Source organism: Agromyces mangrovi, from assembly GCF_030296695.1.
In the GTDB taxonomy this organism is placed as follows: Bacteria; Actinomycetota; Actinomycetes; order Actinomycetales; family Microbacteriaceae; genus Agromyces; species Agromyces mangrovi.
This window is the reverse complement of record NZ_AP027737.1, coordinates 1,893,792-1,915,716: the sequence shown is the minus strand read 5'-3', so window position 1 is coordinate 1,915,716 and position 21,925 is coordinate 1,893,792. Positions and strand designations below refer to the sequence as shown.

Genomic DNA, 21,925 nt, shown 5'->3' with positions numbered 1-21,925 from the left:
GTCAGGTGCGCTCGGCGCGCGTCGGGTGATCGGCCGTGCGCCCGTGCACCGCGGTGTTCAGGTCGTCGGTCGTGAACGGCTCGGTGGGCATCGGCTGGGTGGCCTCCGACGCGCGCAGGCCGTCGAGCGTGATGCGACGGTAGCGGGCCAGGGCGACGCCGCGCTGCGGCTGCGGGAAGCGCAGCACGCTCGCCATCGCGAGCGGCAGCATGCCGAGGTCGGTGCCCGTGACGTCCTCGCGCAGCGACCCCTCGTCGTGGGCGCGCGCCACGAAGGCCCGGACCGCCTCCTCCCAGCGCACGCCGGGGCGGTAGTCGGGGTCGAGCTCCGACATGCGGTGCAGCACCGCGGGCGTGGCCGGGTAGTCGACGAGGATCGCGAGGTTGCCGTCGAGGAAGGCGACCACCTGGTCCCAGCCCGAGTCGAGGTCGGCGAGCTCGGTCATGACGACGTCGATGCGCTCGGCGGCGCGATCGTAGAGCGCGCGGATCAGGTCGGCGTAGGTCGGGAAGCGCCGGTACAGGGTGCCGATGCCCACGCCCGTGCGTTCGGCGAGTTCGTGCAGCGACGCGTCGATGCCGGCCTCGGCGAAGTACCGCTCGGCCTCGTCGAGGAGGCGTTCGCGGTTCAGGGCGGCATCGCGGCGCAGCGGTCGGGTAGGTGCTGACACATCCTCAGTCTATTACCCGACAGGTGTCGAGCGTGGCCGGTTGACGCGGCCACCCTCCCCGCGGTACCCCTACGCCGTCGCCGCCGACAGCTCGGCCAGCTCGTCGGCGCCCAGCTCGAGCGTCGCCGATGCGACGAGCGCGGGCAGCTGCGCCGTGTTCCGCGCGCTCGCGATCGGCGCGACCACGGTCGGCTGCACGCGCAGCCAGGCGAGGGCGACGGATGCCACGGGCACGCCGTGCACGGCGGCGATGCGGTCGAGCGCGGCGAGCACGCGTGCCCCGCGGTCGTCGAGGTACGACGCCGCGGCGGCGGCGCGCGGGCTGGCGCCGGGCGCGGCGGCGTCCGACGCAGTGCGGTACGTGCCCGCGAGGAAGCCCTTCGCGAGCGAGAAGTAGGTGAACACGGCGAGGCCTTCTCGCTCGGCGCGCTCGCGCAGGCCGTGCTCGAAGTCGCGCTCGACGAGGTTGTAGTGCGGCTGCAGCGCCACGGCGCGGTGGAAGCCGTTCGCCGCGGTGACCTCGAACCACTCGTCGATGCGCTCCGGCGTGTAGTTCGAGATGCCGATCGCGCGCACCTTGCCGGCGTCGACCAGCGCAGAGAGCGCGCCGACCGTCTCCTCGAGCGGCACGGATGCGTCGTCGTAGTGCGCGTAGTAGAGGTCGATGCGGTCGGTGCCGAGGCGCTGCAGCGACGCGTCGGCGGCTGCGCGCACGTTGTCGGCGGCGAGCCCGCGGAACTCGGGGTGCTGGCTGAGCTTGGTCGCGACGACCACGTCGTCGCGGTTGCCGCGGGTGCGCATCCAGTCGCCGATGACCGTCTCGCTCTCGCCGCCGGTGTGTCCGGGCGCCCAGGCCGAGTACGCGTCCGCCGTGTCGACGAAGTTGCCGCCCGCCGCGACGTAGCCGTCGAGCACCGCCTCGGACGCCGCGACATCGGCGGTCCAGCCGAAGACGTTTCCACCGAGGTTCAGCGGGAACACCTCGAGGTCGGAGTCGGCGATGCGGATGCGGGTGGCCTGCGCGGTCTCGGTCATGGAACTCCCTCGTGTCGAACGTCGTGCGTCCCCTTCGGCAACGTCGGCGCGCCACGGGTATTCCCGGGCGAAAGGGTCGCCGCGGGCGCGTAGGCTCGGGGACGAGCCCGCACGCGACGAAAGGCCTCCATGCCCACCACCGCAGAACCCCGCGTCGCCATCTACCTCGACTTCGACAACATCGTCATCTCGCGGTACGACCAGCTGCACGGCGACATGTCCTACCGGCGCGACACCGGCAGGCGCTCGTCGACCGCGAAGGCCGAGACCGCGACGAAGCTCGAGGCCGCCACGGTCGACGTCGACGCCGTGCTCGACTTCGCCGCCACCTTCGGCACCATCGCCGTCGCGCGCGCCTACGCCGACTGGTCGAACCCGGTCAACGCCAGCTACCGCAGCCAGCTCATCGACCGCGCCGTCGACCTCGTGCAGCTCTTCCCCCTGTCGGCGACGAAGAACGGCGCCGACATCCGCCTCGCGGTCGACGCCGTGGAAGACCTGTTCCGCCTCGACGACCTCACCCACGTGGTCATCGTCGCCGGCGACTCCGACTACGTCGCGCTCGCGCAGCGCTGCAAGCGCCTCAGCCGCTACGTCGTCGGCATCGGCGTCGCCGGCGGCACGAGCCGGGCGCTGACGGCCGCGTGCGACGAGTTCGCCGACTACGACGCGCTGCTCCAGACCGACGCCGACGTCGACGAGGACGAGCGGGCGGCCGAGGAGGAGGCTGCGGCGGCGAAGACGTCGAAGGGGTCGAAGGATGCCACGGGCGGCACGGGCAACGGCCGGAAGAAGGGCGCCGCATCGTCGGGCGACGACGACTCCGGGGCATCCGATGACGGATCGACCCCGTCGACCCGCAACCCGGGCCGCCTGCTGATCAAGGCGCTCGAGCTGCTGCGCGCGAAGAACGACGAGGAGTGGCAGCCGTCCGGCGCGGTGAAGAACCAGATGCTGCGCATGGACCCCGGGTTCCAGGAGCGGCGACTCGGCTTCGGGTCGTTCACCGACTTCCTGAAGTCGCGCGGCGGCGTGGTCGAGCTCGACGAGACGACCGGCCAGAACCGCGTGCGCATCCGGCCGCGCAAGGGCTGAGCGCGGGCCGCACCGCCGACGGCTGCGGGAGAATGGCCGGGTGACCGACGCCGTACTCACCGTGACCGTGCCCGACGCCACCCTGCGCGATGCGCTGGGCCCACTGCCCGAGGGGGTGGGGGTGCTCGAGTGGGACTTCACCGGGCCGCCCCCGGCGGACGGGCTCGACCTCGTCGTGCCGCCGTACATGGGTGGCAACGCGGTGCTCGCCGCGCTCGACGGGGTGCCCGTGCGCCTCGTGCAGAGCCAGTCGATCGGCTACGACGGGGTCGCCGACGTGCTGCCGGCCGGTCACGTGTTCGCCAACGCGACGACCGTGCACGAGACCTCGACCGCCGAGCTCGCGCTCGCCCTCGTGCTCGCCGCGCAGCGCGGCATCCCCCGGTTCGTGCGAGCCGCCGCCGAGGGCCGTTGGGCGCCGGTCGCCCTGCCGAGCCTCGCCGACCGGCGCGTGCTGCTCGTCGGGTACGGCGGCGTCGGCGTCGCCATCGAGGACCGCCTGCTGCCGTTCGAGGCGCGGGTCACGCGCGTCGCGAGCCGCGCACGCGAGACCGAACGCGGGTACGTGCACGGCATCGACGACCTGCACGAGCTGCTGCCCGACGCCGAGATCGTCATCGTCGGGCTGCCACTGTCGGATGCGACGGGGGCCTCGTCGACGACGCGTTCCTCGGCGCGCTGCCCGACGACGCGCTCGTCGTGAACGTCGGCCGCGGACCGGTCGCCGACACCGACGCGATCCTCGCGCACGCCGGCCGGCTGCGCTTCGCGCTCGACGTCGTCGATCCGGAGCCGCTGCCCGACGGGCATCCGCTCTTCGCATCACCCGACGTGCTGCTCAGCCCGCACGTCGGCGGCGCGTCGAGCGCGATGCTGCCCCGCATGGCCGCGCTCGTGCGCCGCCAGGTGGCGCACCTGCTCGCGGGCGAGGAGCCCGAGAACGTGGTGCTGCGCACCTGACGGCGCTGCCCCCTTCGTCGAGTCGTGACGAACTGTCGCCTCGGCGCACTCCGAAGCGACAGTCCATGACGACTCGCGGACCCGCGGTCAGGGGGCCGAGCGGCGGGCGACGGACTCGGCGGCGAGCGCCCAGCCCCACATCAGCGGCAGCATGACGCTGCCCATCGACGTGACCTCGGTGATGACGAAGAAGCCCGGCAGGAACGCGATGAGCAGCCACGCCGTCGTGCGCGGACGGAACCCGCGACGGAGCAGCACGATGCCGAGCGCGATGCCGCCGAGGCCGATCACGAACGCGGCCACCAGCCCGACGAGGAAGAAGGCGTCGGTCCAGGGCGTGTAGTAGTCGCCGGTCAGCGAGATCGTGAGCAGCACGTACGCGCCGAGCTGCACGATCCAGAGCACACGCTCTGCGCCGACGGGGCCGCGGGCACGGAAGGCGAGCACGGCGGCCGCCACGAATGCGAGGCACACGGGCAGCCAGATCTTGCCGTAGGTCCAGTAGACGAAGTTCGGGTCGCCCCACGCGAGGAGCGGCCGCAGCGCATCCATCGCGGGCACCGCCCACGCCGCGAGCAACGGGGAGGCGAGGTCCTCGGGGTGGGCGGCCGCACGGCTCAGCGCGTGGAGCTGCCCGGCGACCGTGCCGATCGCGGCGAAGACCCAGGCGAGGGTCGCGATCAGGCGCGCGCGGCGCGGGGCGACCGGCCGGGTGGCGGGCCGCTCGGCGGTGATGGTGTCGGTGATCATGTCGATGCTCCTTGTCGGTTCCTGCTCGTCGAATGGTTCGTACTCGATGGGGTGGTGCGATGTGGTGTCGGCACCGAGGCTAGGAAGGCGGATGCGACCGGTCGTCGTCCGGGGGCACGGAACCCGTGGACCATGGGCGGAACCGGCGTGTCCTCCCGTGGGAGGATGTGCGGCCCGGCACGGCGGGCGTAGCATCCGTTCGTGAGGCCCCGAATCCGCACCCTCGACGTCGCGATCGCCGCGATCCTGCTCCTGCTCGGGCAGCTCGAGGCGTGGGCCGGGATCGGTGCGATCAGCGCGCCGGGCCCCGACTGGGCGCGCGCCACCGCGTTCGGCGCCGCCGCGCTCCTGCTGGTCGTTCGCCGGAGGCACCCGCTCGCCGTGCTCGCCGCCGTCGCCGGCGTGCTGCTCGCCGAGTTCGCACTGTTCGGAGCCCCGGAGGGCTACGCGATCGTGCTCGTTCCGATGGTCGCGATCTACACCGTCGGGCGGCTCACGCCCATGCCCGCGTCGCTCTGGGGGCTCGCGATCGGCGGCGCGTTCTGGGCGGGGTGGGCGTGGACCGACCCGCTGAACGCGACGCTCGACGACCGGCTCTCCGCGCTGGTCTGGTTCGCACCGTGCGTCATCGCCTGGCTGGTCGGGGCACTGGTGCGGACGACCGTCACGGTCCGCGACCAGCGGCGGACCGAGCGCGCCGAACGAGAGGCGCGCGCCGTCGCGGAGGAGCGGAACCGCATCGCCCGCGAGCTGCACGACGTCGTCGGACACGGCCTCTCGGTGATGACCGTGCAGGCCGCGGCCGTGCGCCGCCGGCTCGAGCCCGAGCAGACGACGGAGCGCACCGCGTTGGAAGCGGTCGAGGCGGTCGGGCGCGAGTCGCTGGCGGAGATGCGGCGACTCGTGGGCGTGCTCCGCACCGACGAGGCAGCCACCCGTGAGCCGCCGCCGGGTCTCGACACGGTCGGCCGGGTGGCCGACCGGGTGACGGCCGCCGGCCTGCCGGTCACGATCCGCACGACGGGAGCGGCCCGCGACCTCCCCGTCGCGCTCGACATCGCGGCGTTCCGGGTCGTGCAGGAGGGCCTCACGAACGCCATGCGCCACGCCACCGGTGCGACGCGTGCGGCGGTGGAGGTCGACTACGGCGAGCATGCGCTCACGCTGCTCGTCCGCGACGACGGGGCTGGGCCGGTCGACGCGCAGGCGTTCGGGGCCGGCCTCGCGGGCCTGCGCGAACGCGTGGCACTCCACTCGGGAACACTGACGTTCGGGCCCGGGGCCGAGGGCGGGTGCGAGCTGCGCGCCGAGCTGCCCTGGTCGGCGCCATGACTCCGGGCAGCGGCCCGATGCCCCGCGACGAGGGCCCGATCCGCGTACTCATCGCCGACGACCAGGCGCTCGTGCGCACCGGGTTCCGGATGATCCTCGAGATCGAACCCGACCTCGAGGTGGTCGGCGAGGTGGTCGACGGCGCGCAGGCGGTCGAGGCGGCGCACGCACTCGCGCCCGACGTGGTGCTGATGGACGTGCGGATGCCACGGATGGACGGCATCTCGGCGACCCGCGCGATCACCGACGATCCCGTCGCGACCGGCCGCGTCGTGATGCTCACGACGTTCGACCTGGACGAGTACGTGTACGACGCGCTGCAGGCGGGTGCGAGCGGATTCCTCCTGAAGGACGTGCCACCCGAGCTGCTCGTCGCAGGCATCCGGGCCGTGCACGCAGGCGACTCGCTCCTCGCGCCGGCCGTCACGCGACGCATGATCGAGACGTTCGTCGCTCGCCCGCGCGCGACGGCGTCGCCCTCGGTGCTCGCGTCGCTGACCGATCGCGAACGCGAGGTGCTCGCGCTCGTGGCGCGCGGCCGCACCAACGGCGAGATCGCACGCGAGCTCTACGTCTCGGAGACGACGGTGAAGACCCACATCGGTCGCCTCCTCGCCAAGCTCGGCGCTCGCGACCGCGTGCAGGCGGTCATCATCGCCTACGAGACCGGACTCGCCCACGGGGGCTGGTAGCGCCACGCTTCCCGCAGGGCAGCGCTCTCACGCCGCCATGTCGTGCGCCACTGGGAGCATTGCGGCGTGGTCACTGCGTTCATCGACGAGTCCCAGCTCGGCGGCACCGGGAGCGGGCTCAGGTTCATGCTGACCGCCACAATCCCGTTCTCCGCTGACTGCGACCCGATGCGGGAGGAGCTGTTGCGGCTGCTCCCGAAGAACCGCAGCAAGCTCCACTGGAACGAATCGGTCGCCTCCGCACGACGCGACCTGATCGACATGATCGGCCGACTCGATCTGATGCATTGGATCGTCTACCAGGACTCGACGGCAGGAGAGAGCCCGGAACGCGTGAGGCGGAGCTGCATCGAAATGCTCGCCTGGGAGCTGCAGGGCCTGCAGCTCGTGGACGCGGCCATGTTCGAGTCACGCGGTCCCGCAGACGACAATCGCGACCGTCGGATGTTCGATGCCTTGCGATCGCGAAGGGTGCTGCAGTCGCCGCTGAAGGTCGATCACTTGCCGGGCCCCGAGGAAGCGATGCTCTGGATCCCCGACGCGGTGAGCGGAGCAGTCAACGAACGCGACCGTGGAGACGAGTCGTACTTCGAGACATTGCGGCATCAGATCCAGCTGGTCCCCACGAACAAGGGCTACTGACAGCGCGAAGCCCGGGCCCCGCAATCTGCAGGAACTCCCGGGCTCACTTCCAGACTCACCGCGATGATCTGGCCTCGCGGCAACTCTACTGCGCACCCGCGCCACCCGGCAACCGAGTTCCCGGCACATGGCGGCCGAGGGTGGTGTGTGGTCTGACCTCGGTGTACCATGGTCGGACCACACCCGAGGAGCACCCGTGACGACGACGCCCGGCACCCCGCCAGAGACGGAATCGCCGCGCGCCTGGAAGACCGTGCTCGAGCACGTCGAGCGCGCACTCCTCGACGGATCGCTCCAGCCCGGCGACCGGCTCCCCGGGGAGCGTCAGCTCTCGACCGACCTCGGCGTCGGCCGGTCGAGCGTGCGCGAGGCGTTCCGCGTGCTCGAGGTGCTCGGGCTCATCCGCACCCGGTCCGGCTCGGGCCCGAACGCCGGCGCGATCATCGTCGCCACCCCGCGCGGCGGCATGTCGGCGCTCATGCGCCTGCAGGTGGCGGCACAGGGCTTCCCGGTCGACGACGTCGTGCGCGCGAGGCTGCTGCTCGAGGCATCCGTCGCCGCCGAGCTCGCCGCCGCGGTGCACGACCACGACCTCTCCGACGCGCTCCAGCTGCTCGAGGCGATGGAGCCCCCGGGGCTCGACCCCGACGAGTTCCTCGTGCTCGACGCGCAGTTCCACGTGGCGCTGGCCGAGGCATCCGGCAACCAGGTGATCACCGCGATGATGGCCGGCCTGCGCAGCGCGATCGAAGGGTACGTGCTCGAGGGCGTGCCGCACATCCGCGACTGGGGCGAGACGGCAGACCGGCTGCGGCACGAGCACCGCGAGATCCTCCACGCCATCGAGCGCGGCGATTCGGCCGACGCCGAGGCGCGCATCCGCGACCACATCGCCGGGTACTACGCGGAGTCCCTGCTCCCGACACCCGACCAGACCTCCCCCGCCCAGCCTTCCCCCACCCCGACCCCCGACCCCGCCCCGGGCCGCGAGTCGTCACGAACTGTCGCTTCGCCCGCGCGATAGCGACACTTCATGACGACTCGGCGACCGGGCACGCACAGATAGGAAGACAAACATGGTGCAGCGACAGATGCCGAACCCCAAGGAGCTCGCGCAGCTCATGCGGTTCAAGACCCCGACCCTGAACCCGACCGACCGCCGGCTCGAGCAGGCCCTCACGATCGCCGACCTGCGCGCGATCGCGAAGCGCCGCACCCCGAAGGCGCCGTTCGACTACACCGAGGGCGCCGCCGAGGGCGAGCTGTCGCTGGCCCGCGCCCGCCAGGCGTTCCAGGACGTCGAGTTCCACCCGTCGATCCTGCGCAACGTGCCGGTCGTCGACACGAGCCGCGAGGTGCTCGGCGAGCGCAGCGCCCTGCCGTTCGGCATCGCGCCGACCGGGTTCACGCGCCTCATGCAGACCGAGGGCGAAGAGGCCGGCGCCGGTGCCGCGGGCGCCGCGGGCATCCCGTTCACCCTGTCGACGCTCGGCACCACCTCGATCGAGGGCGTCAAGGCCGCGAACCCGAACGGCCGCAACTGGTTCCAGCTGTACGTGATGCGCCAGCGCGAGATCTCGTACGGCCTCGTGCACCGCGCCGCCGCCGCGGGCTTCGACACGCTCTTCTTCACGGTCGACACCCCGGTCGCGGGCGCCCGCCTGCGCGACAAGCGCAACGGCTTCTCGATCCCGCCGCAGCTCACGCTCGGCACCGTGATCAACGCGATCCCCCGCCCGGCGTGGTGGATCAACTTCCTCACCACCCCGCCGCTCGAGTTCGCGTCGCTGTCGTCGACCGGCGGCACCGTCGGCGAGCTGCTCGACTCGGCCATGGACCCGACGATCTCGTTCGACGACCTCGACGTGATCCGCGAGATGTGGCCCGGCAAGATCGTCGTGAAGGGCGTGCAGACCGTCGAGGACGCCAAGCTCCTCGCGGGCCGCGGCGTCGACGGCATCGTGCTCTCCAACCACGGCGGCCGCCAGCTCGACCGCGCGCCGATCCCCTTCCACCTCCTCCCCGACGTCGTCCGCGAGGTCGGCGACGACATGGAGGTGCACATCGACACGGGCATCATGAACGGCGCCGACATCGTCGCGTCGATCGCCCTCGGCGCCCGCTTCACGCTCATCGGCCGCGCGTACCTCTACGGCCTCATGGCCGGCGGCCGCCGCGGCGTCGACAAGACCATCTCGATCCTCCGCACCGAGATCGAGCGCACCATGAAGCTGCTCGAGGTGTCGACGCTCGACGAGCTCGGCCCGCAGCACGTGACCCAGCTGTCGCGCCTGGTGCCCGTGGCCAAGACGGTGACGGATGCCGCTGAGCTCGCGTCCGCGTCGAAGCCCACGACCGTGCGGGCGAACCGGGCGACGAGTGGCGCGGCGAAGGCGGGCGCGGCGAAGACCGCGGCGAAGACCGCGGCGGCGAAGTCGGGCGGCGCGAAGACGGCGACCGCGAAGACTCCCGTGGCGAAGAAGGCGACCGGCACGCGTTCGGCCGCGACGAAGTCCTCGACCGCCGGCGCACGCACGGCGAAGAAGGCGACCACGACGACGGGCTCCGGCTCGACGGCTGCGACGGGCGAGCCGACCTCCTAGGCCGGCTCGGGCTCGCGGGCCGGCCGGATGCCTCCGGGCGTCAGTCGGCCCGCGAGCTCGACCGGGCCGCGAGCGACGCGGTCGTCACCGACAGCGACGCCGCACTCGCCATCTTCTGCACGGCCTTCAGCTGCTTGCGCCGCTGCTTGATCGCCTTGCGCTTCATCGCGGCGTTCTTCTTCTGGATGCGCCGTGCGGCACGGGTCGTGCGACGCTCGGCGCGATCGGCGGACCGCTCGACGCGGCGCTTCGCCTTACGCGCCGACCTCGTCGCGCGCCCGGGCGCCTGCTTCGCCTCCCGGCGCACTCCCCGGGCGACGTCCTGCGCACGGGCGACGGCCGCGTCGACCTTGCGGCCCGCCTTGCGCGGGAGCGAGGCGGCGAACGCGGATGCCTCGCGCGCGGCCTGCACCGCCTGGTCGGCCGCGTCGGCCGCCTCGCGTCGTGCGCGCTTCGTCGCCTGAGCGGTGCGCTCGGCCGCGGCCCGCGCCTTCCGCGTCGAGGCCGCGCGCTGCGCCTTCGCGCGCTTCGAGATGCGCTCGCGGGTGCCCTTCGAGCCGGCCATCCTGCTCCCCTCCCCGCACGCGCGGGTGCCGTGCGTGCCGTTCCAGTCTGGCACCGCGGCGGCCGGCTGGCCACGGGAGCGAGGTGACCGTCCGGTTCGGGCCCCTGAACGCGGGTGGAATCGCAGCGCCCTGCGCCGCTAGCGTGAGGCAAGCGCGTGGAGGGTGGCGGCATGAGCGAACCGATCGAGCTCAGCACGGCGCCCGCGCGCCCGGCGCGCCGGATGCGACTCGGCCGCTCGCGCCGGCCGCGGTTCAGTGGCGGCTCGACCGAACGCACCGCCGCCGGCCTGCTGCTGCTCGCGACGCTCGCGGCGATCCTCTGGGCCAATTCGCCGTGGAGCGCCACATACGACGAATTCTGGTCGACCGAGATCGAGCTGGCAGTGGGGTCGTTCGAGGCGCACATCAGCCTGCGCCACCTCGTGAACGACGGCATCATGACGCTGTTCTTCTTCGCCATCGGCCTCGAGGTCAAGCGCGAGATCACGATCGGCGAGCTCACCGACCGCTCGCGGGCCATGGTGCCGGTGATCGCGGCGATCGCCGGGCTCGTCGTGCCCGCGCTGCTCTTCCTCGCGGTGGCCGGCACCACCGAGCAGGCGCACGCCTGGGGCGTCGTCATCTCCACCGACACCGCGTTCCTCGTCGGGGCACTCGCGGTCATCGGCCCGAAGTTCCCGGCGCGCCTGCGCATCTTCCTCCTCACGCTCGCGGTCGTCGACGACGTCGGCGCGCTCGGCGCGATCGCCATCTTCTACAGCGACGACATCCAGGTCTGGCCGCTGCTCCTGTCGATCGCGTTCCTCGCGGCCATCTTCTTCGTGCGCTACCTGCCGGTCGGGCGCGGCCCCGCGTACGCCGTGCTCTCGATCGCGGCCTGGGTCGCGATGTACGCGTCGGGGGTGCATCCGACCCTCGCCGGCGTCGCGGTCGCGCTCATGATCCCGGTGTTCCCGCCGCGGCGGCGCGACGTCGAGCGCGCGATGGAGCTGACGACCGCGTTCCGCCAGTCCCCGAGCTCGGAGTACGCAGCGGCGGCGACCCGCGGGCTGCGCGCCTCGATCTCCGAGAACGAGCGGATGCAGACCACGTTCTCGCCGTACGTCACCTACATCGTGCTCCCGCTCTTCGCACTCGCGAACGCAGGGGTGCGCCTCGACGCCGAGACGGTCGGCGCGGCGCTGGGCTCGTTGCTCTTCTGGGGCATCGTCGCGGGACTCGTGGTCGGCAAGTTCGTGGGCATCACGGCGACGACCGCGGTCGTGCGCGCGAGCGGGCTCGGCACGCTCGCACCGGGCCTGACCCTCGCGCGCGTCGCCGGCGGCGCCGCCCTGTCGGGCATCGGGTTCACGATCTCGCTGTTCATCGTCGACGTGGCGATCGACGACCCGCTCGCGCAGGCGGAGGCGAGATTCGGCGTGCTCGTGGCATCCGCCCTCGCCTTCGGACTCGCGTGGTGCGTGTTCCGGGTGAGCGACAAGCTGCAGCCGCCGGTGCCCGTCGGCGGCACCCTGGCCAGGCCGGTCGACCCGGAGCGCGACCACATCCGCGGCCCGGTCGACGCACCCCTCACGCTGGTCGAGTACGGCGACTTCGAGTGCCCGTTCTGCAGCCGTGCGACGGGGTCGATCGACCACGTGCGCTCGGTGCTCGGCGACGAGCTGCGCTACGTGTGGCGCCACCTGCCGCTCACCGAGGTGCACGACCATGCGGTCGACGCGGCGCGCGCCGCCGAGGCGGCGGCCAAGCAGGGCGCGTTCTTCGAGATGGGCCAGCTGCTGTTCGCCAACCAGAACAAGCTCGAGGTCGACGACCTCTGCGCCTACGCCGACCAGCTCGGGCTCGACGCGGAGCGGTTCCTCGACGACTTCAACTCGACCGAGGTCGCGAACCGCGTCACCGACGACGCCCTCGACGCCGAGGTGATGGACCTGCACTCGACGCCCACGTTCTTCATCGGCGAGCAGCGCCACAAGGGGCACTACGACGCCGCGACGCTGGTCGAGGCGCTGCGCGCGTCCCGCGACCGCTCCGCGTGACCCGGGAGGCAGGCACTCGCAGGGCCTCCCTCCCCGGGCCGACGGGCATAGCGTGGAGTCATGGCCGACCTGCGCGACGAGATCAAGGAGTTCCTGAGCTCCCGTCGCGCCCGCATCACGCCCGAGCAGGCGGGACTGCCCGCCTACGGCGGCAACCGCCGGGTGAAGGGCCTGCGCCGCGAGGAGGTCGCGATGCTGGCGGGCGTCTCCGTCGACTACTACGTGCGGCTCGAGCGCGGCAACCTCTCCGGGGCATCCGACAGCGTGCTCGACGCCCTCGCCAGCACCCTCCGGCTCGACGAGGCCGAGCGGCAGTACCTCTTCGACCTCGCCCGCGCCGCCGGTCCCGGTCGGGCGCGGCCGCCTCGCGCGAAGCCCGTCGTCCGCCCCGCGGTGCAGCAGGTGCTCGATGCGGTGGCGGATGCCCCCGCCTGGGTGCGCAACGCACGGCACGACATCCTCGCGGCGAACCTGCTCGGTCGCGCGCTCTATTCGCCCGTCTTCGACGACCCGCACCGGCCCGTGAACACGACGCGCTTCGCGTACCTGAACCCGGCCGCGCGCGAGTTCTGGCGCGACTACGACCAGATCACGCACGACGCGGCGGCGATGCTGCGCCTCGAGGCCGGCCGCAACCCGCATGACCCGGAGCTCATCCGCCTGGTCGGCGAGCTGTCGACGCAGAGCGAGCTGTTCCGCGAGCGCTGGGCGTCGCGCGACGTGAAGTTCCACCGCAGCGGGCGCAAGCGCCTGCGCCACCCCGTGGTCGGCGACCTCGACCTGGACTACGAGTCGATGGAGCTGCCGAGCGAGCCGGGGCTGGTGCTGAACGTGTACACCGCGCCGGCCGGTTCACCGTCGGCCGACGCGCTGCGCGTGCTGGCCTCCTGGGCGGCCACCCACGAGGACGAGTTCACCCCCGCCTGACTCGCCGTCCCCCAACACGCCGAGTGTGCCCGATTCACACTCGGATGCCCCGATTCCGGGGAGATCCGCACGAGATCGAGCACACTCGGCGATGAGGGTCGGGGCCGGGCCGGGGTCGGGGCCGGGCCGGGGTCGGGCCGGGGTCGGGGCCGGGCCGGGGTCGGGGTCGGGGGCGGGCCGGTCGCTCAGCGACCGACCGTGCCCAGGAGGTCGTCGTCGTATCGGTTGCCGGCGACCCCGATGCGCTCGACGAGCGCGTCGAGGTCTGAGACGTCGTCGGCCGAGAGCGCCACCGACGTCGCGGCCGCGTTCTCGTCGATGCGCTCGCGGCGGCGGGTGCCCGGAATCGGCACGATCGACGGATGCTGCGCCAGCAACCACGCCAGTGCGACCTGGCCGGGCGTGGCGCCGCGCTGCTCGGCGAGCGCGCGCACGTGGTCGACGAGCGCCTGGTTGGCGGCGAGGTTCTCGGGGGCGAACCGGGGAACGCGCGAGCGGATCTCGCCCTCCGCGAAGCTCGCGTCGGCACCCACCGTGCCGGTGAGGAAGCCCTTGCCGAGCGGACTGAACGGCACGAAGCCGATGCCGAGCTCGATGCACGCCGGCAGCACCTCGGTCTCCGGGTCGCGCGTCCACAGGGAGTACTCGCTCTGCACCGCCGTCACCGGATGGACCGCGTGCGCCCGACGGATCGTGCCGGCCGCCGCCTCGGAGAGGCCGAAGTGCGCGACCTTGCCGGCCTCGACGAGTTCGCCGACGGCTCCCGCGACGTCCTCGATCGGCACGTCGGGGTCGACGCGGTGCTGGTAGATCAGGTCGATGCGGTCGACGCCGAGCCGCCGCAGGGAGGCGTCGGCGACGCGACGGATCTGCTCGGGGGTCGAGTCGAGCCCCTGCATCCGCCCGTCGGCGATGTGGAAGCCGAACTTCGTCGCCACCACGACGCGGTCGCGCAGCGGGGCGATCGCCTCGCCGACGAGTTCCTCGTTGTCGTACGGCCCGTACACCTCGGCCGTGTCGATGAACGAGACGCCATGGTCGACGGCGTAGCGGAGCACGCCGATCATGTCGTCGCGGTCGCCCGGGTTGGCCCCGTAGCTCATCGACATGCCCATGGCGCCCAGCCCGACGGCGGACACCTCGAGGCCCTGGCCCAGCATCCTCGTGTGCATCAGAACGCCACCATCACCTTGAGCGCCTCGCGCGCGTCCATCGCCGCGTACGCGGCCGGCACGTCGTCGATGGCGACCGTGCGGTCGAACACGCGGCCCGGGTCGATCTCGCCGTCGAGCACCTGGCGGATGGCGGGCTCGAGGTAGGCGCGCACCGGGGCGGGGCCGCCCGTGAGGGTGACGTTCTTCCCGAACAGCGACCCGAAGCCGACGGGGGCCTCCTCGTACTGCGGCACGCCCACGCGCGAGATGACCCCGCCCGGGCGCACGACGCCGACGGCCTGCTCGTACGCCGGCATGTGGCCGACCGCCTCGAGCACCACGTGACTGCCCTCGCCGCCGGTCAGGTCCATGACCGTCGCGACGCCCTCCGCGCCGCGCTCGGCGACCACGTCGGTGGCGCCCCACTCGCGGCCGAGGTCGGTACGCGCGGTGTGGCGGCCCATGAGGATGATCTGCTCGGCGCCCATGGTGCGAGCCGCGAGCACGGCCGAGAGGCCGACCGCGCCGTCGCCGATCACGGTGACGGTCTTGCCGGGCTCGACGCGGCCCATGTAGGCGGCGTGGTAGCCGGTGAGGTAGACGTCGGAGAGCGTGAGGAGCGACGCGAGCAGGCCGGTCTCGGCCGTCGCCGGGTCGACATCGGGCACCCGCACGAGCGAGCCGTCGGCCTGCGGGATGCGCGCGTACTCGGCCTGGAGGCCGCCGACGCGGCGATTGCCGTAGAAGCCGCCGTGCAGGCAGGAGGTGTGCACGCCCTCGCGGCAGAACACGCAGGCGTTGTCCTGGAACGCGAACGGGGCGATGGCGAAGTCGCCGGGCTTCAGGGTCGTCACGGCCGAGCCGACCTCCTCGACCACGCCGATGAGCTCGTGGCCCATCGGGGTGCCGTGCTCCGAGTGCGGCAGGGAGTGGAAGGGGTGGAGGTCGCTGCCGCAGACGCACGCCCGCACGGTGCGGACGATCGCATCGGTGGGCTGGGCGATCACGGGGTTGGGGACGGTCTCGACGCGCACGTCGCCGGCGCCGTACATCAGGGTGGCTCTCATGAGGTCTCTGGTTCTCCTTCGCGAAGCGAGTCACCGCGGGCGCAGGAACCCCCGCGGTGATCCCATTGCACACCACGCGCCGTGCGCGCGGGAGTGTCTGCCGAGACAGGTACCGGCGGTGCCTGTCTCAGCGGCACCCGATGGCGCAGAGTAGGAGTCACCGTCCATGACGAGAGGAAGCACCATGCCCACGTGGACCCCCGAGGAACTCGACTCGCTCGACCGCACGCAGGAGATCCGCGTCGCCGGCCGCCGGAAGGACGGGTCGCTCCGCCCGCTCACGATCGTGTGGGCCGTCGTCGTCGACGGCGCGCTGTACGTGCGCTCCTACAAGGGCGCCGACGGCAAGTGGTACCAGGGAGTGCTGCGCACCCTCGCCGGCGCGATCGACTGGACCGGAACGGCGCGCGACGTCGTCTACGCGACCGACCACGCGCACGACGACGAGATCGACGCGGCGTTCTTCGACAAGTACGGCGACACCGGCCCGACCCGCGCGATGGTCGTGCCGTCTGCGGTCGCGACCACCCTCCGCGTCGAACCCGCCGCCTGACCCGAGACCCGTCGAATTCCTGCGTTCCCAGCGCTCAGAGCGCAGGCTGTCGACGGGTCTGGAGCCCACGAGGGCAGCGCCTCACCGGTACGCTCGTCTGCGACGAGGCAGGAGGCGCGAGCATGGCCGACCGGGTCGCTGCGACCACGCGCAAGCGCGGTCCCTACGCGAAGACGAAGGCGACGCGCGCGGCCATCCTCGACGCCGCCCTCGACGTGTTCGCCCGCGGCGGCTTCCGCTCGGGCTCGATCCGCGACATCGCGACCGCGGTGGGCATGAGCGAGGCGGGCCTGCTGCACCACTTCCCGAACAAGGGCGCCCTGCTCGCGGCCGTCCTCGAGCTGCGCGACCAGCGCGCGCTCGACGTGGTCCCGAAGGACGACTCCGACCCGCTCGCGACCCTCGAGAGCCTCGTCGGCCTCGCACGCTACAACGCCTCGGTGCCCGGCGTGGTCGCGCTGTACTGCACGCTGTCGGCCGAGGCGACCGATCCGGGGCATCCGGCCCACGACTACTTCGTGCGCAGGTACGCGGAGACCGTCGAACGCCTCGCATCGGCGTTCGACGGCTGCGCCGCGCAGGGCCGGCTGCGCAACGGCACGTCGCCCGATTCGGCCGCCCGCCGCACGGTCGCCCTCATGGACGGCCTCCAGGTGCAGTGGCTGCTCGACCCGGGGTCGGTGGACATGGCCGCCGAGGTGCGCCGGTTCCTGCACGAGGTCGTCGACTTCACGGGCTGAACCTGCGCGTGGGGCCGAGCACGACGGCCCGACCCCACGACAGCGAGCGGATGCTACGCGCCGGCGTTCGCCGCCGCGAGGAGCTGCTCCACGTCGTCGCGGCCGATCGGCATGCCCGGGAAGGAGGCCAGCCGTCCGATCGGGAAGGACGCCATCATCTTGAACATGCCCGGGTCGGAGACCAGCGCGCCGGTGTCGCCGTCGCCCGCCAACGCCTGCATCACGATCGGACCGGCCACGGGGTGCGCGACGATCTCGCCGATGGACGAGTCCATGGTGAGCGGGGCGCGGACGTCGTCGCCCGCCACCTCGACCGAGACGACGGCGCGCAGGTCGCGGCTGGATGCCCCGATCGACACCTCGTACGCGCCGCCCTCGACGATCCACGCGTCGGCGCGCGTGTCCCAGTAGGCGAGGTCCTCGCGGCGCACCCGCACCTCGGCGACGCGCGACTCGCCCGCCGGCACGAACACCTTCGCGAACCCCTTGAGCTCGCGCGGGGCGCGCACCACACCGGAGCCCGGCAGCGCCGAGTAGACCTGCACGACCTCGGCGCCGTCGCGGTCGCCGGTGTTGGTCACGGTCACGCGCACGACGATGCCGTCGACGGTCGCCTCGGCCGAGGCATCCGAGTAGCCGAAGCTCGTGTACGACAGGCCGTGCCCGAACGGGAACGCCACGTCGATGGCGCGCGCGTCATACCAGCGGTAGCCGACGAACAGGCCCTCGCCGTACCGCACGTGCGAGTGCTCGCCCGGGAAGTCGAGGAACGCGGGGCTGTCCTCGAGGCGGTGCGGGATCGTCTCGGCGAGGCGGCCGGACGGGTTGACCCGGCCGTAGAGCACGTCGGCCACGGCACCGCCGCCGGCCTGGCCGAGCAGCCAGCCCTCGACGATCGCGGCGACCCGGTCGGCGAACGGCAGGCGCACTACGCCGCCGTTGGAGAGTACGACGACCGTGTTCGGGTTGGCCGCGATCACGCGCTCGGCGAGTTCGAGCTGCGCGGCGGGCAGCTCGATGTCGTCGCGGTCGAAGCCCTCCGACTCGAGCTCGGCGGGCACGCCGAGGAAGAGCAGCACGGTGCCGGCGGCGGATGCGGCGGCCACGGCCTCGTCCACGAGGCCGTCGTCGACCGTGCCGTCGGCGGCGTAGCCGGCCGCGAACGGCACGTCGGCACCGGCGATCGCGCGGATCTCGGTGAGCGCGTCGTCGAGCTTCGTCGGGTTGATGAGCGACGAGCCCGCGCCCTGGTAGCGCGGGGTGCGGGCCAGTTCGCCGACGACGGCGACGGATGCCCCGGGCGCGAGCGGCAGCGCGCCGCCCTCGTTGCGCAGCAGCACGATGCTCGCGGCGGCGACCTCGCGAGCGAGCGCGTGGTGGGCGTCGACGTCGTAGGAGGCATCCGCCCTCGCTCCGGCCACGGCCTTGCGGACGAGATCGAGGTTGCGCTGCGCGGCCAGGTCGAGCGCCGACTCGTCGAGCTCGCCCGTGCGGACCGCGGCGACGAGCTGCGCGTCGGTGCGTCCCCCGCTCGAGGGCATCTCGAGGTCGAGGCCGGCGACGAGTCCCGTGACCCGCTCGTTCACGGCGCCCCAGTCGGAGACGACGAGGCCCTCGAAGCCCCACTCGTCGCGGAGCACCGTCGTCAGCAGCCAGGGATCCTCGGAGGTGTAGACGCCGTTGAGCCGGTTGTACGAGCACATGACGGTCCACGGCTTGGCGTCCTGCACGACGCGCTGGAAGCCGCGGAGGTAGATCTCGCGGAGTGGCCGCTCGTCGATGTCGGCCGAGACGCGCATGCGGTCGGCCTCCTGGTTGTTGGCCGCGAAGTGCTTCAGCGACGCGCCGACGCCCTGCGACTGGAGTCCGCGCACGAGGGCCGCGCCCATGACGCCGGAGACCAGCGGGTCTTCGGAGAGGTACTCGAAGTTGCGGCCGCACAGCGGCGATCGCTTGATGTTGATGCCCGGGCCGAGCAGCACGCCCACGCCCTCGGCGAGCGACTCCGCACCGAGGGCGGCGCCGACGCGCTCGAGCAGCGCGGGGTCGAACGACGAGCCGAGGGCGACCGCGGGCGGGAAGCAGGTGGCGGGCACGCTGTCGCCGATGCCGAGGTGATCGGCGCCCGCGCGCTGCTTGCGGACGCCGTGGGGGCCGTCGGTGAGCATGATCGACGGGATGCCGACCCGGTCGATCGCCTTCGTCGTCCAGAAGCTCGCGCCGCTCGTGAGCGATGCCTTCTCCTCGAGGGTGAGGTCTGCGACGGTCGCGTCGCCGTTCGCCGCGGCCGGGGTCAGCGTGTCGGTCATCATGCTCCTTCGTCCTGAGAACCGGGTCGCAGGATGCGGGCGCGGCGACGCGGTGCGAACACCATATAACGCTCGGTTTTGATTCTCAAGTCCCCGCTCGGTTTTGGTGGGGAGCGGATGCCGCCCGCTACGATCAGGCGCATGGCACGCAGGGGCTCGTACGCGAAGGGCATCGCGAAACGCGAGGAGATCCTCTCCACCGCGCTCGACGTGATCGCGCGCAACGGCTACCGCGGAGCATCCGTCAAGGAGCTCGCCGATGCCGTCGGCCTCAGCCAGGCCGGCCTGCTGCACTACTTCGGCACCAAGGAGGACCTCTTCGTCGAGGTCCTCCGCACCCGCGACCGCCGAGACGAGGAGGCTGCCGAGCCGTATCGCGGCGCGCCGCTCACGGGATTCGTCGACGTCGTGCGCGGCAACGCGTCCGTACCCGGGCTCGTGCAGCTCTACGCGCAGCTCTCGATCGAGGCGGCCGACCCGTCGCACCCCGCCCACGACTACTTCGTCGAGCGGTACCGCCTGTTCCGCGCGACGATGGCGGAGCTGCTCCGCGCCCGCCGCGACGCGGGCGAGCTGCCCGCCGACCTCGATGCAGAGCGCGCCGCCGCGCTGCTCGCCGCCGCTGCCGACGGCCTCCAGGTGCAGTGGCTGCTCGAGCCCGAGCTCGACATGGCCGCGCACCTCGAGTACCTCGTCGGGCTGCTCGCCACCCCCGGACAGGGGTCGCGCGCCGCCGGGTAGGGTCTGCCGCACGGGCGCACCCCTGTGCCATGCTGGCGACATGATCCGAGGGGAACGGACCGGGGACCAGCAGCACGCCACCCGCATGGCCGATCCGGACGAGCGCACGCGCAACCTCGCACTCGTCGTGGGGCGCCTCGCGGCCGACGGGCCGTCGTCGCGCACCGAGCTCGCACGCGAGACGGGCATCGCCAAGGGGTCGATACGCACGCTGACGACCACGCTCATCGACGCGGGTGTCGTGCGAGAGGCAACGGTCGGCGGCGACGGCTCCGGCAGGCCCCGGACGGTGCTCCGGCTCGCGACCGACGACCTCGCCATCGTCACCGCGCGCATCGACGCCGACACGGCGGTCGCGGTGCTGCACGGCATCTCCGGTGACGAGCTCGCCCGCTTCACCGCCCGACACGGCGGCCCGCTCGAAGACCCGGATCGCGTGCTCGACGTGCTGGCACCCGTACTCGACGCGGCGATCGGCGGCGCCGACAGCCGCGACCGGAGGGTCGGCGCGGTCTCCGTGGTCGTACCCGGCGTCGTCGGTGGCGCACCCGCGGTCGTGCGCGTCGACCACGAGCTCGGCTGGCGCGACGTCGACGTCCTCGGCGGGCTGCGCGAGCGCCTGCCCCGGCTGGGCGAGCTCGAGCCCGCGCTGCCGAATGGTGTCGCGCTGATCGGCGAGGGCGCCGCGGCGGCACGTGCCGAGCGCGACGCGCTCGACGGCCTCGACGACTTCCTCTACCTCTCCGGCCACACCGGCCTCGCCGGCGCGATCGTCGCAGGCGGCGTTCCCGCCGCGGGCGCGCACGCCTCCGCAGGCTCCTTCGGCCACATCGCGATCGACCCGACCGGGGTGCCGTGCCGATGCGGGCAACTCGGATGCCTCGTCACCATCGCCGGCCCCGAGATCGTGCTCGAGCGTGCCGGCCTGACCGAACTCCGCCGCGAGCACGGGCTCGCCGCCGCGCTCGACGAGCTGCGCGAGCAGATCGCGGCGAACGACCAGCCCGCCGTGTGGTCGTGGAACGACGCCGTGCTCTGGATCGGCCGCGCGCTGCGCGCCCTCGACGCGGTGCTCGACCCCGAGGTCATCGTGATCGGCGGCTACTGGGGCGACCTGGTCGGCGACATCGCCGACGCGGTCGCGACCGACGGCTTCCTCGCGGCCGACACCGAGCAGGCGCCGCTCGTGGTCGCCGGCGCCGCCGGGCCCGACGCGGCGCTACTCGGCGGGTTCGCCACCGCCCGGACGCGGCTGCTCGCCGACCCGCTGCACCTGGCGGTCTGACCGACCGGCCGAGCCCGCATCGGCGGGCCGACGCGTCCACGGCGCGCGGATCGCCCACCACGTGACCCGGGCCGCCGCCTCCACCGCGATGCCGACGCTCATCTTCGACGCACCCCGCTCGCGCTCGACGAACCGCACGGGCTCCTCGACCACGACGAGGCCGGCCCGGTGCGCGTGCCAGAGCACGTCGACCTGGAACCCGTACCCGCGGGTGTGCACGTCGGCCAGGTCGATGCGCCGCAGCGCGTCGGCACGGAAGACGCGGTACCCCGCGGTCGCATCGCGTGCGGGCAGCCGCAGCATGAGGTGCGCGTACGCGCTGCCGACGCGCGAGATCGCCTGCCGATACGCCGGCCAGTTCTCCACGGAGCCGCCGTCGACCCAGCGCGACCCCACGACGAGGTCGGGGGCCGCCTGGGAGGCATCCGTCGCCTCGAGCCGTGCCAGCAGTCGCGGCAGCTCCTCGGGCAGGTGCGACCCGTCGGCGTCCAGCTGCACGATCGGGTCGAAGCGGCGCTCGAGCGCCCAATCGAAGGCCGCGAGGTAGGCGGCGCCGAGGCCCTGCTTGCCCGTGCGGTGCAGCACGTGCACGGCGGCGTCGGTCGCGGCGATCTCGTCGGCGAGCTCGCCGGTGCCGTCGGGTGACGCGTCATCGACCACGAGCACGGATGCCTCGGGCACCGCGGCACGGACGCGCGCGATGATCGGGCCGATGTTGTCGCGCTCGTCGTACGTGGGGATCACCACGAGCGGGAGCGTCATCCC

19 protein-coding genes and 2 pseudogenes are annotated in these 21,925 nt (G+C 72.8%); 13 read left to right on the top strand and 8 right to left on the bottom strand.

Annotated elements, in window-relative coordinates; genetic code table 11:
• Position 1 precedes the first annotated feature (1 nt).
• A complete protein-coding gene (locus QUE38_RS09120) occupies positions 2-670 on the bottom strand; it encodes a TetR/AcrR family transcriptional regulator (protein ID WP_286307583.1) in 669 nt (222 codons plus the stop codon).
• Positions 671-739: 69 nt separating this feature from the next.
• Positions 740-1,705, bottom strand: a complete 966-nt coding sequence (locus QUE38_RS09115) for an aldo/keto reductase (protein ID WP_286307581.1) — start codon at positions 1,703-1,705, stop codon at positions 740-742.
• A gap of 129 nt (positions 1,706-1,834) precedes the next feature.
• Between QUE38_RS09115 and QUE38_RS09110 the strand changes: the two genes are divergently transcribed.
• Both QUE38_RS09110 and QUE38_RS09105 read left to right on the top strand, forming a co-directional pair.
• Positions 1,835-2,800, top strand: coding sequence for an NYN domain-containing protein (locus QUE38_RS09110; RefSeq protein ID WP_286307580.1), 966 nt, complete (start codon positions 1,835-1,837; stop codon positions 2,798-2,800).
• 40 nt (positions 2,801-2,840) lie between these two features.
• A pseudogene (locus tag QUE38_RS09105) lies at positions 2,841-3,760 on the top strand (2-hydroxyacid dehydrogenase).
• 87 nt (positions 3,761-3,847) lie between these two features.
• On the opposite strand, the gene QUE38_RS09100 reads toward QUE38_RS09105, so the two are convergent.
• A complete protein-coding gene (locus tag QUE38_RS09100) occupies positions 3,848-4,510 on the bottom strand; it encodes a hypothetical protein (RefSeq protein ID WP_286307578.1) in 663 nt (220 codons plus the stop codon).
• 201 nt (positions 4,511-4,711) lie between these two features.
• Here QUE38_RS09100 and QUE38_RS09095 point away from each other — a divergent pair, with 201 nt between their 5' ends.
• The 5 genes and pseudogenes from QUE38_RS09095 to QUE38_RS09075 all read left to right on the top strand — a co-directional run.
• Entirely contained in the window at positions 4,712-5,842 is a 1,131-nt protein-coding gene (locus QUE38_RS09095; RefSeq protein ID WP_286307575.1) for a sensor histidine kinase, read from the top strand.
• Positions 5,839-6,534, top strand: coding sequence for a response regulator (locus QUE38_RS09090; protein ID WP_286307573.1), 696 nt, complete (start codon positions 5,839-5,841; stop codon positions 6,532-6,534). The genes QUE38_RS09095 and QUE38_RS09090 overlap by 4 nt, the downstream gene beginning before the upstream one ends.
• A 66-nt stretch (positions 6,535-6,600) precedes the next feature.
• Positions 6,601-7,176 (top strand): hypothetical protein, encoded by a 576-nt coding sequence (locus tag QUE38_RS09085; protein ID WP_286307572.1) that lies wholly within the window; start codon positions 6,601-6,603, stop codon positions 7,174-7,176.
• Between the two features lie 196 nt (positions 7,177-7,372).
• On the top strand, positions 7,373-8,200 hold the full coding sequence (locus QUE38_RS09080; RefSeq protein ID WP_286307570.1) for a FadR/GntR family transcriptional regulator: 828 nt from the start codon (positions 7,373-7,375) through the stop codon (positions 8,198-8,200).
• A 52-nt stretch (positions 8,201-8,252) separates the two neighbouring features.
• A pseudogene (locus QUE38_RS09075) lies at positions 8,253-9,500 on the top strand (alpha-hydroxy acid oxidase); the annotation flags it as partial.
• Positions 9,501-9,819: 319 nt separating this feature from the next.
• Here the strand turns inward: QUE38_RS09075 and QUE38_RS09070 are convergent.
• Positions 9,820-10,344, bottom strand: a complete 525-nt coding sequence (locus QUE38_RS09070) for a hypothetical protein (protein ID WP_286307569.1) — start codon at positions 10,342-10,344, stop codon at positions 9,820-9,822.
• A 171-nt stretch (positions 10,345-10,515) separates the two neighbouring features.
• Here QUE38_RS09070 and nhaA point away from each other — a divergent pair, with 171 nt between their 5' ends.
• Together nhaA and QUE38_RS09060 are read left to right on the top strand one after the other, a co-directional pair.
• Positions 10,516-12,384 carry a Na+/H+ antiporter NhaA gene (gene nhaA, locus QUE38_RS09065; RefSeq protein ID WP_286307567.1) on the top strand — a complete coding sequence of 623 codons (1,869 nt, stop codon included), beginning with the start codon at positions 10,516-10,518 and terminating at the stop codon, positions 12,382-12,384.
• A gap of 60 nt (positions 12,385-12,444) precedes the next feature.
• Positions 12,445-13,311, top strand: coding sequence for a helix-turn-helix transcriptional regulator (locus QUE38_RS09060; protein ID WP_286307565.1), 867 nt, complete (start codon positions 12,445-12,447; stop codon positions 13,309-13,311).
• A gap of 185 nt (positions 13,312-13,496) precedes the next feature.
• On the opposite strand, the gene QUE38_RS09055 is transcribed toward QUE38_RS09060, so the two are convergent.
• Positions 13,497-14,483 carry an aldo/keto reductase gene (locus tag QUE38_RS09055; RefSeq protein WP_286307563.1) on the bottom strand — a complete coding sequence of 329 codons (987 nt, stop codon included), beginning with the start codon at positions 14,481-14,483 and terminating at the stop codon, positions 13,497-13,499.
• Complete coding sequence (locus tag QUE38_RS09050) at positions 14,483-15,532, bottom strand: zinc-binding dehydrogenase (RefSeq protein WP_286307561.1); 1,050 nt, start codon at positions 15,530-15,532, stop codon at positions 14,483-14,485. The genes QUE38_RS09055 and QUE38_RS09050 overlap by 1 nt, the downstream gene beginning before the upstream one ends.
• Before the next feature lie 184 nt (positions 15,533-15,716).
• On the opposite strand from QUE38_RS09050, the gene QUE38_RS09045 reads away from it, so the two are divergent.
• Together QUE38_RS09045 and QUE38_RS09040 are read left to right on the top strand one after the other, a co-directional pair.
• The gene (locus QUE38_RS09045; protein ID WP_286307559.1) at positions 15,717-16,085 is read left to right on the top strand and encodes a DUF2255 family protein; all 369 of its coding nucleotides are present in this window, start codon (positions 15,717-15,719) and stop codon (positions 16,083-16,085) included.
• A 122-nt stretch (positions 16,086-16,207) separates the two neighbouring features.
• Positions 16,208-16,825 (top strand): TetR/AcrR family transcriptional regulator, encoded by a 618-nt coding sequence (locus QUE38_RS09040; RefSeq protein WP_286307557.1) that lies wholly within the window; start codon positions 16,208-16,210, stop codon positions 16,823-16,825.
• A 53-nt stretch (positions 16,826-16,878) separates the two neighbouring features.
• Here QUE38_RS09040 and QUE38_RS09035 read toward each other — a convergent pair whose 3' ends face one another.
• On the bottom strand, positions 16,879-19,134 hold the full coding sequence (locus QUE38_RS09035) for a glycoside hydrolase family 3 C-terminal domain-containing protein (protein WP_286307554.1): 2,256 nt from the start codon (positions 19,132-19,134) through the stop codon (positions 16,879-16,881).
• A 141-nt stretch (positions 19,135-19,275) separates the two neighbouring features.
• Between QUE38_RS09035 and QUE38_RS09030 the strand changes: the two genes are divergently transcribed.
• Positions 19,276-19,875 carry a TetR/AcrR family transcriptional regulator gene (locus QUE38_RS09030; protein ID WP_286307552.1) on the top strand — a complete coding sequence of 200 codons (600 nt, stop codon included), beginning with the start codon at positions 19,276-19,278 and terminating at the stop codon, positions 19,873-19,875.
• An 85-nt stretch (positions 19,876-19,960) separates the two neighbouring features.
• Entirely contained in the window at positions 19,961-21,160 is a 1,200-nt protein-coding gene (locus QUE38_RS09025) for an ROK family protein (protein WP_286307548.1), read from the top strand.
• Here the strand turns inward: QUE38_RS09025 and QUE38_RS09020 are convergent.
• Positions 21,095-21,922 (bottom strand): polyprenol monophosphomannose synthase, encoded by an 828-nt coding sequence (locus tag QUE38_RS09020; RefSeq protein ID WP_286307547.1) that lies wholly within the window; start codon positions 21,920-21,922, stop codon positions 21,095-21,097. The two genes, QUE38_RS09025 and QUE38_RS09020, sit on opposite strands and share 66 nt — an antisense overlap.
• Positions 21,923-21,925: the final 3 nt, after the last annotated feature.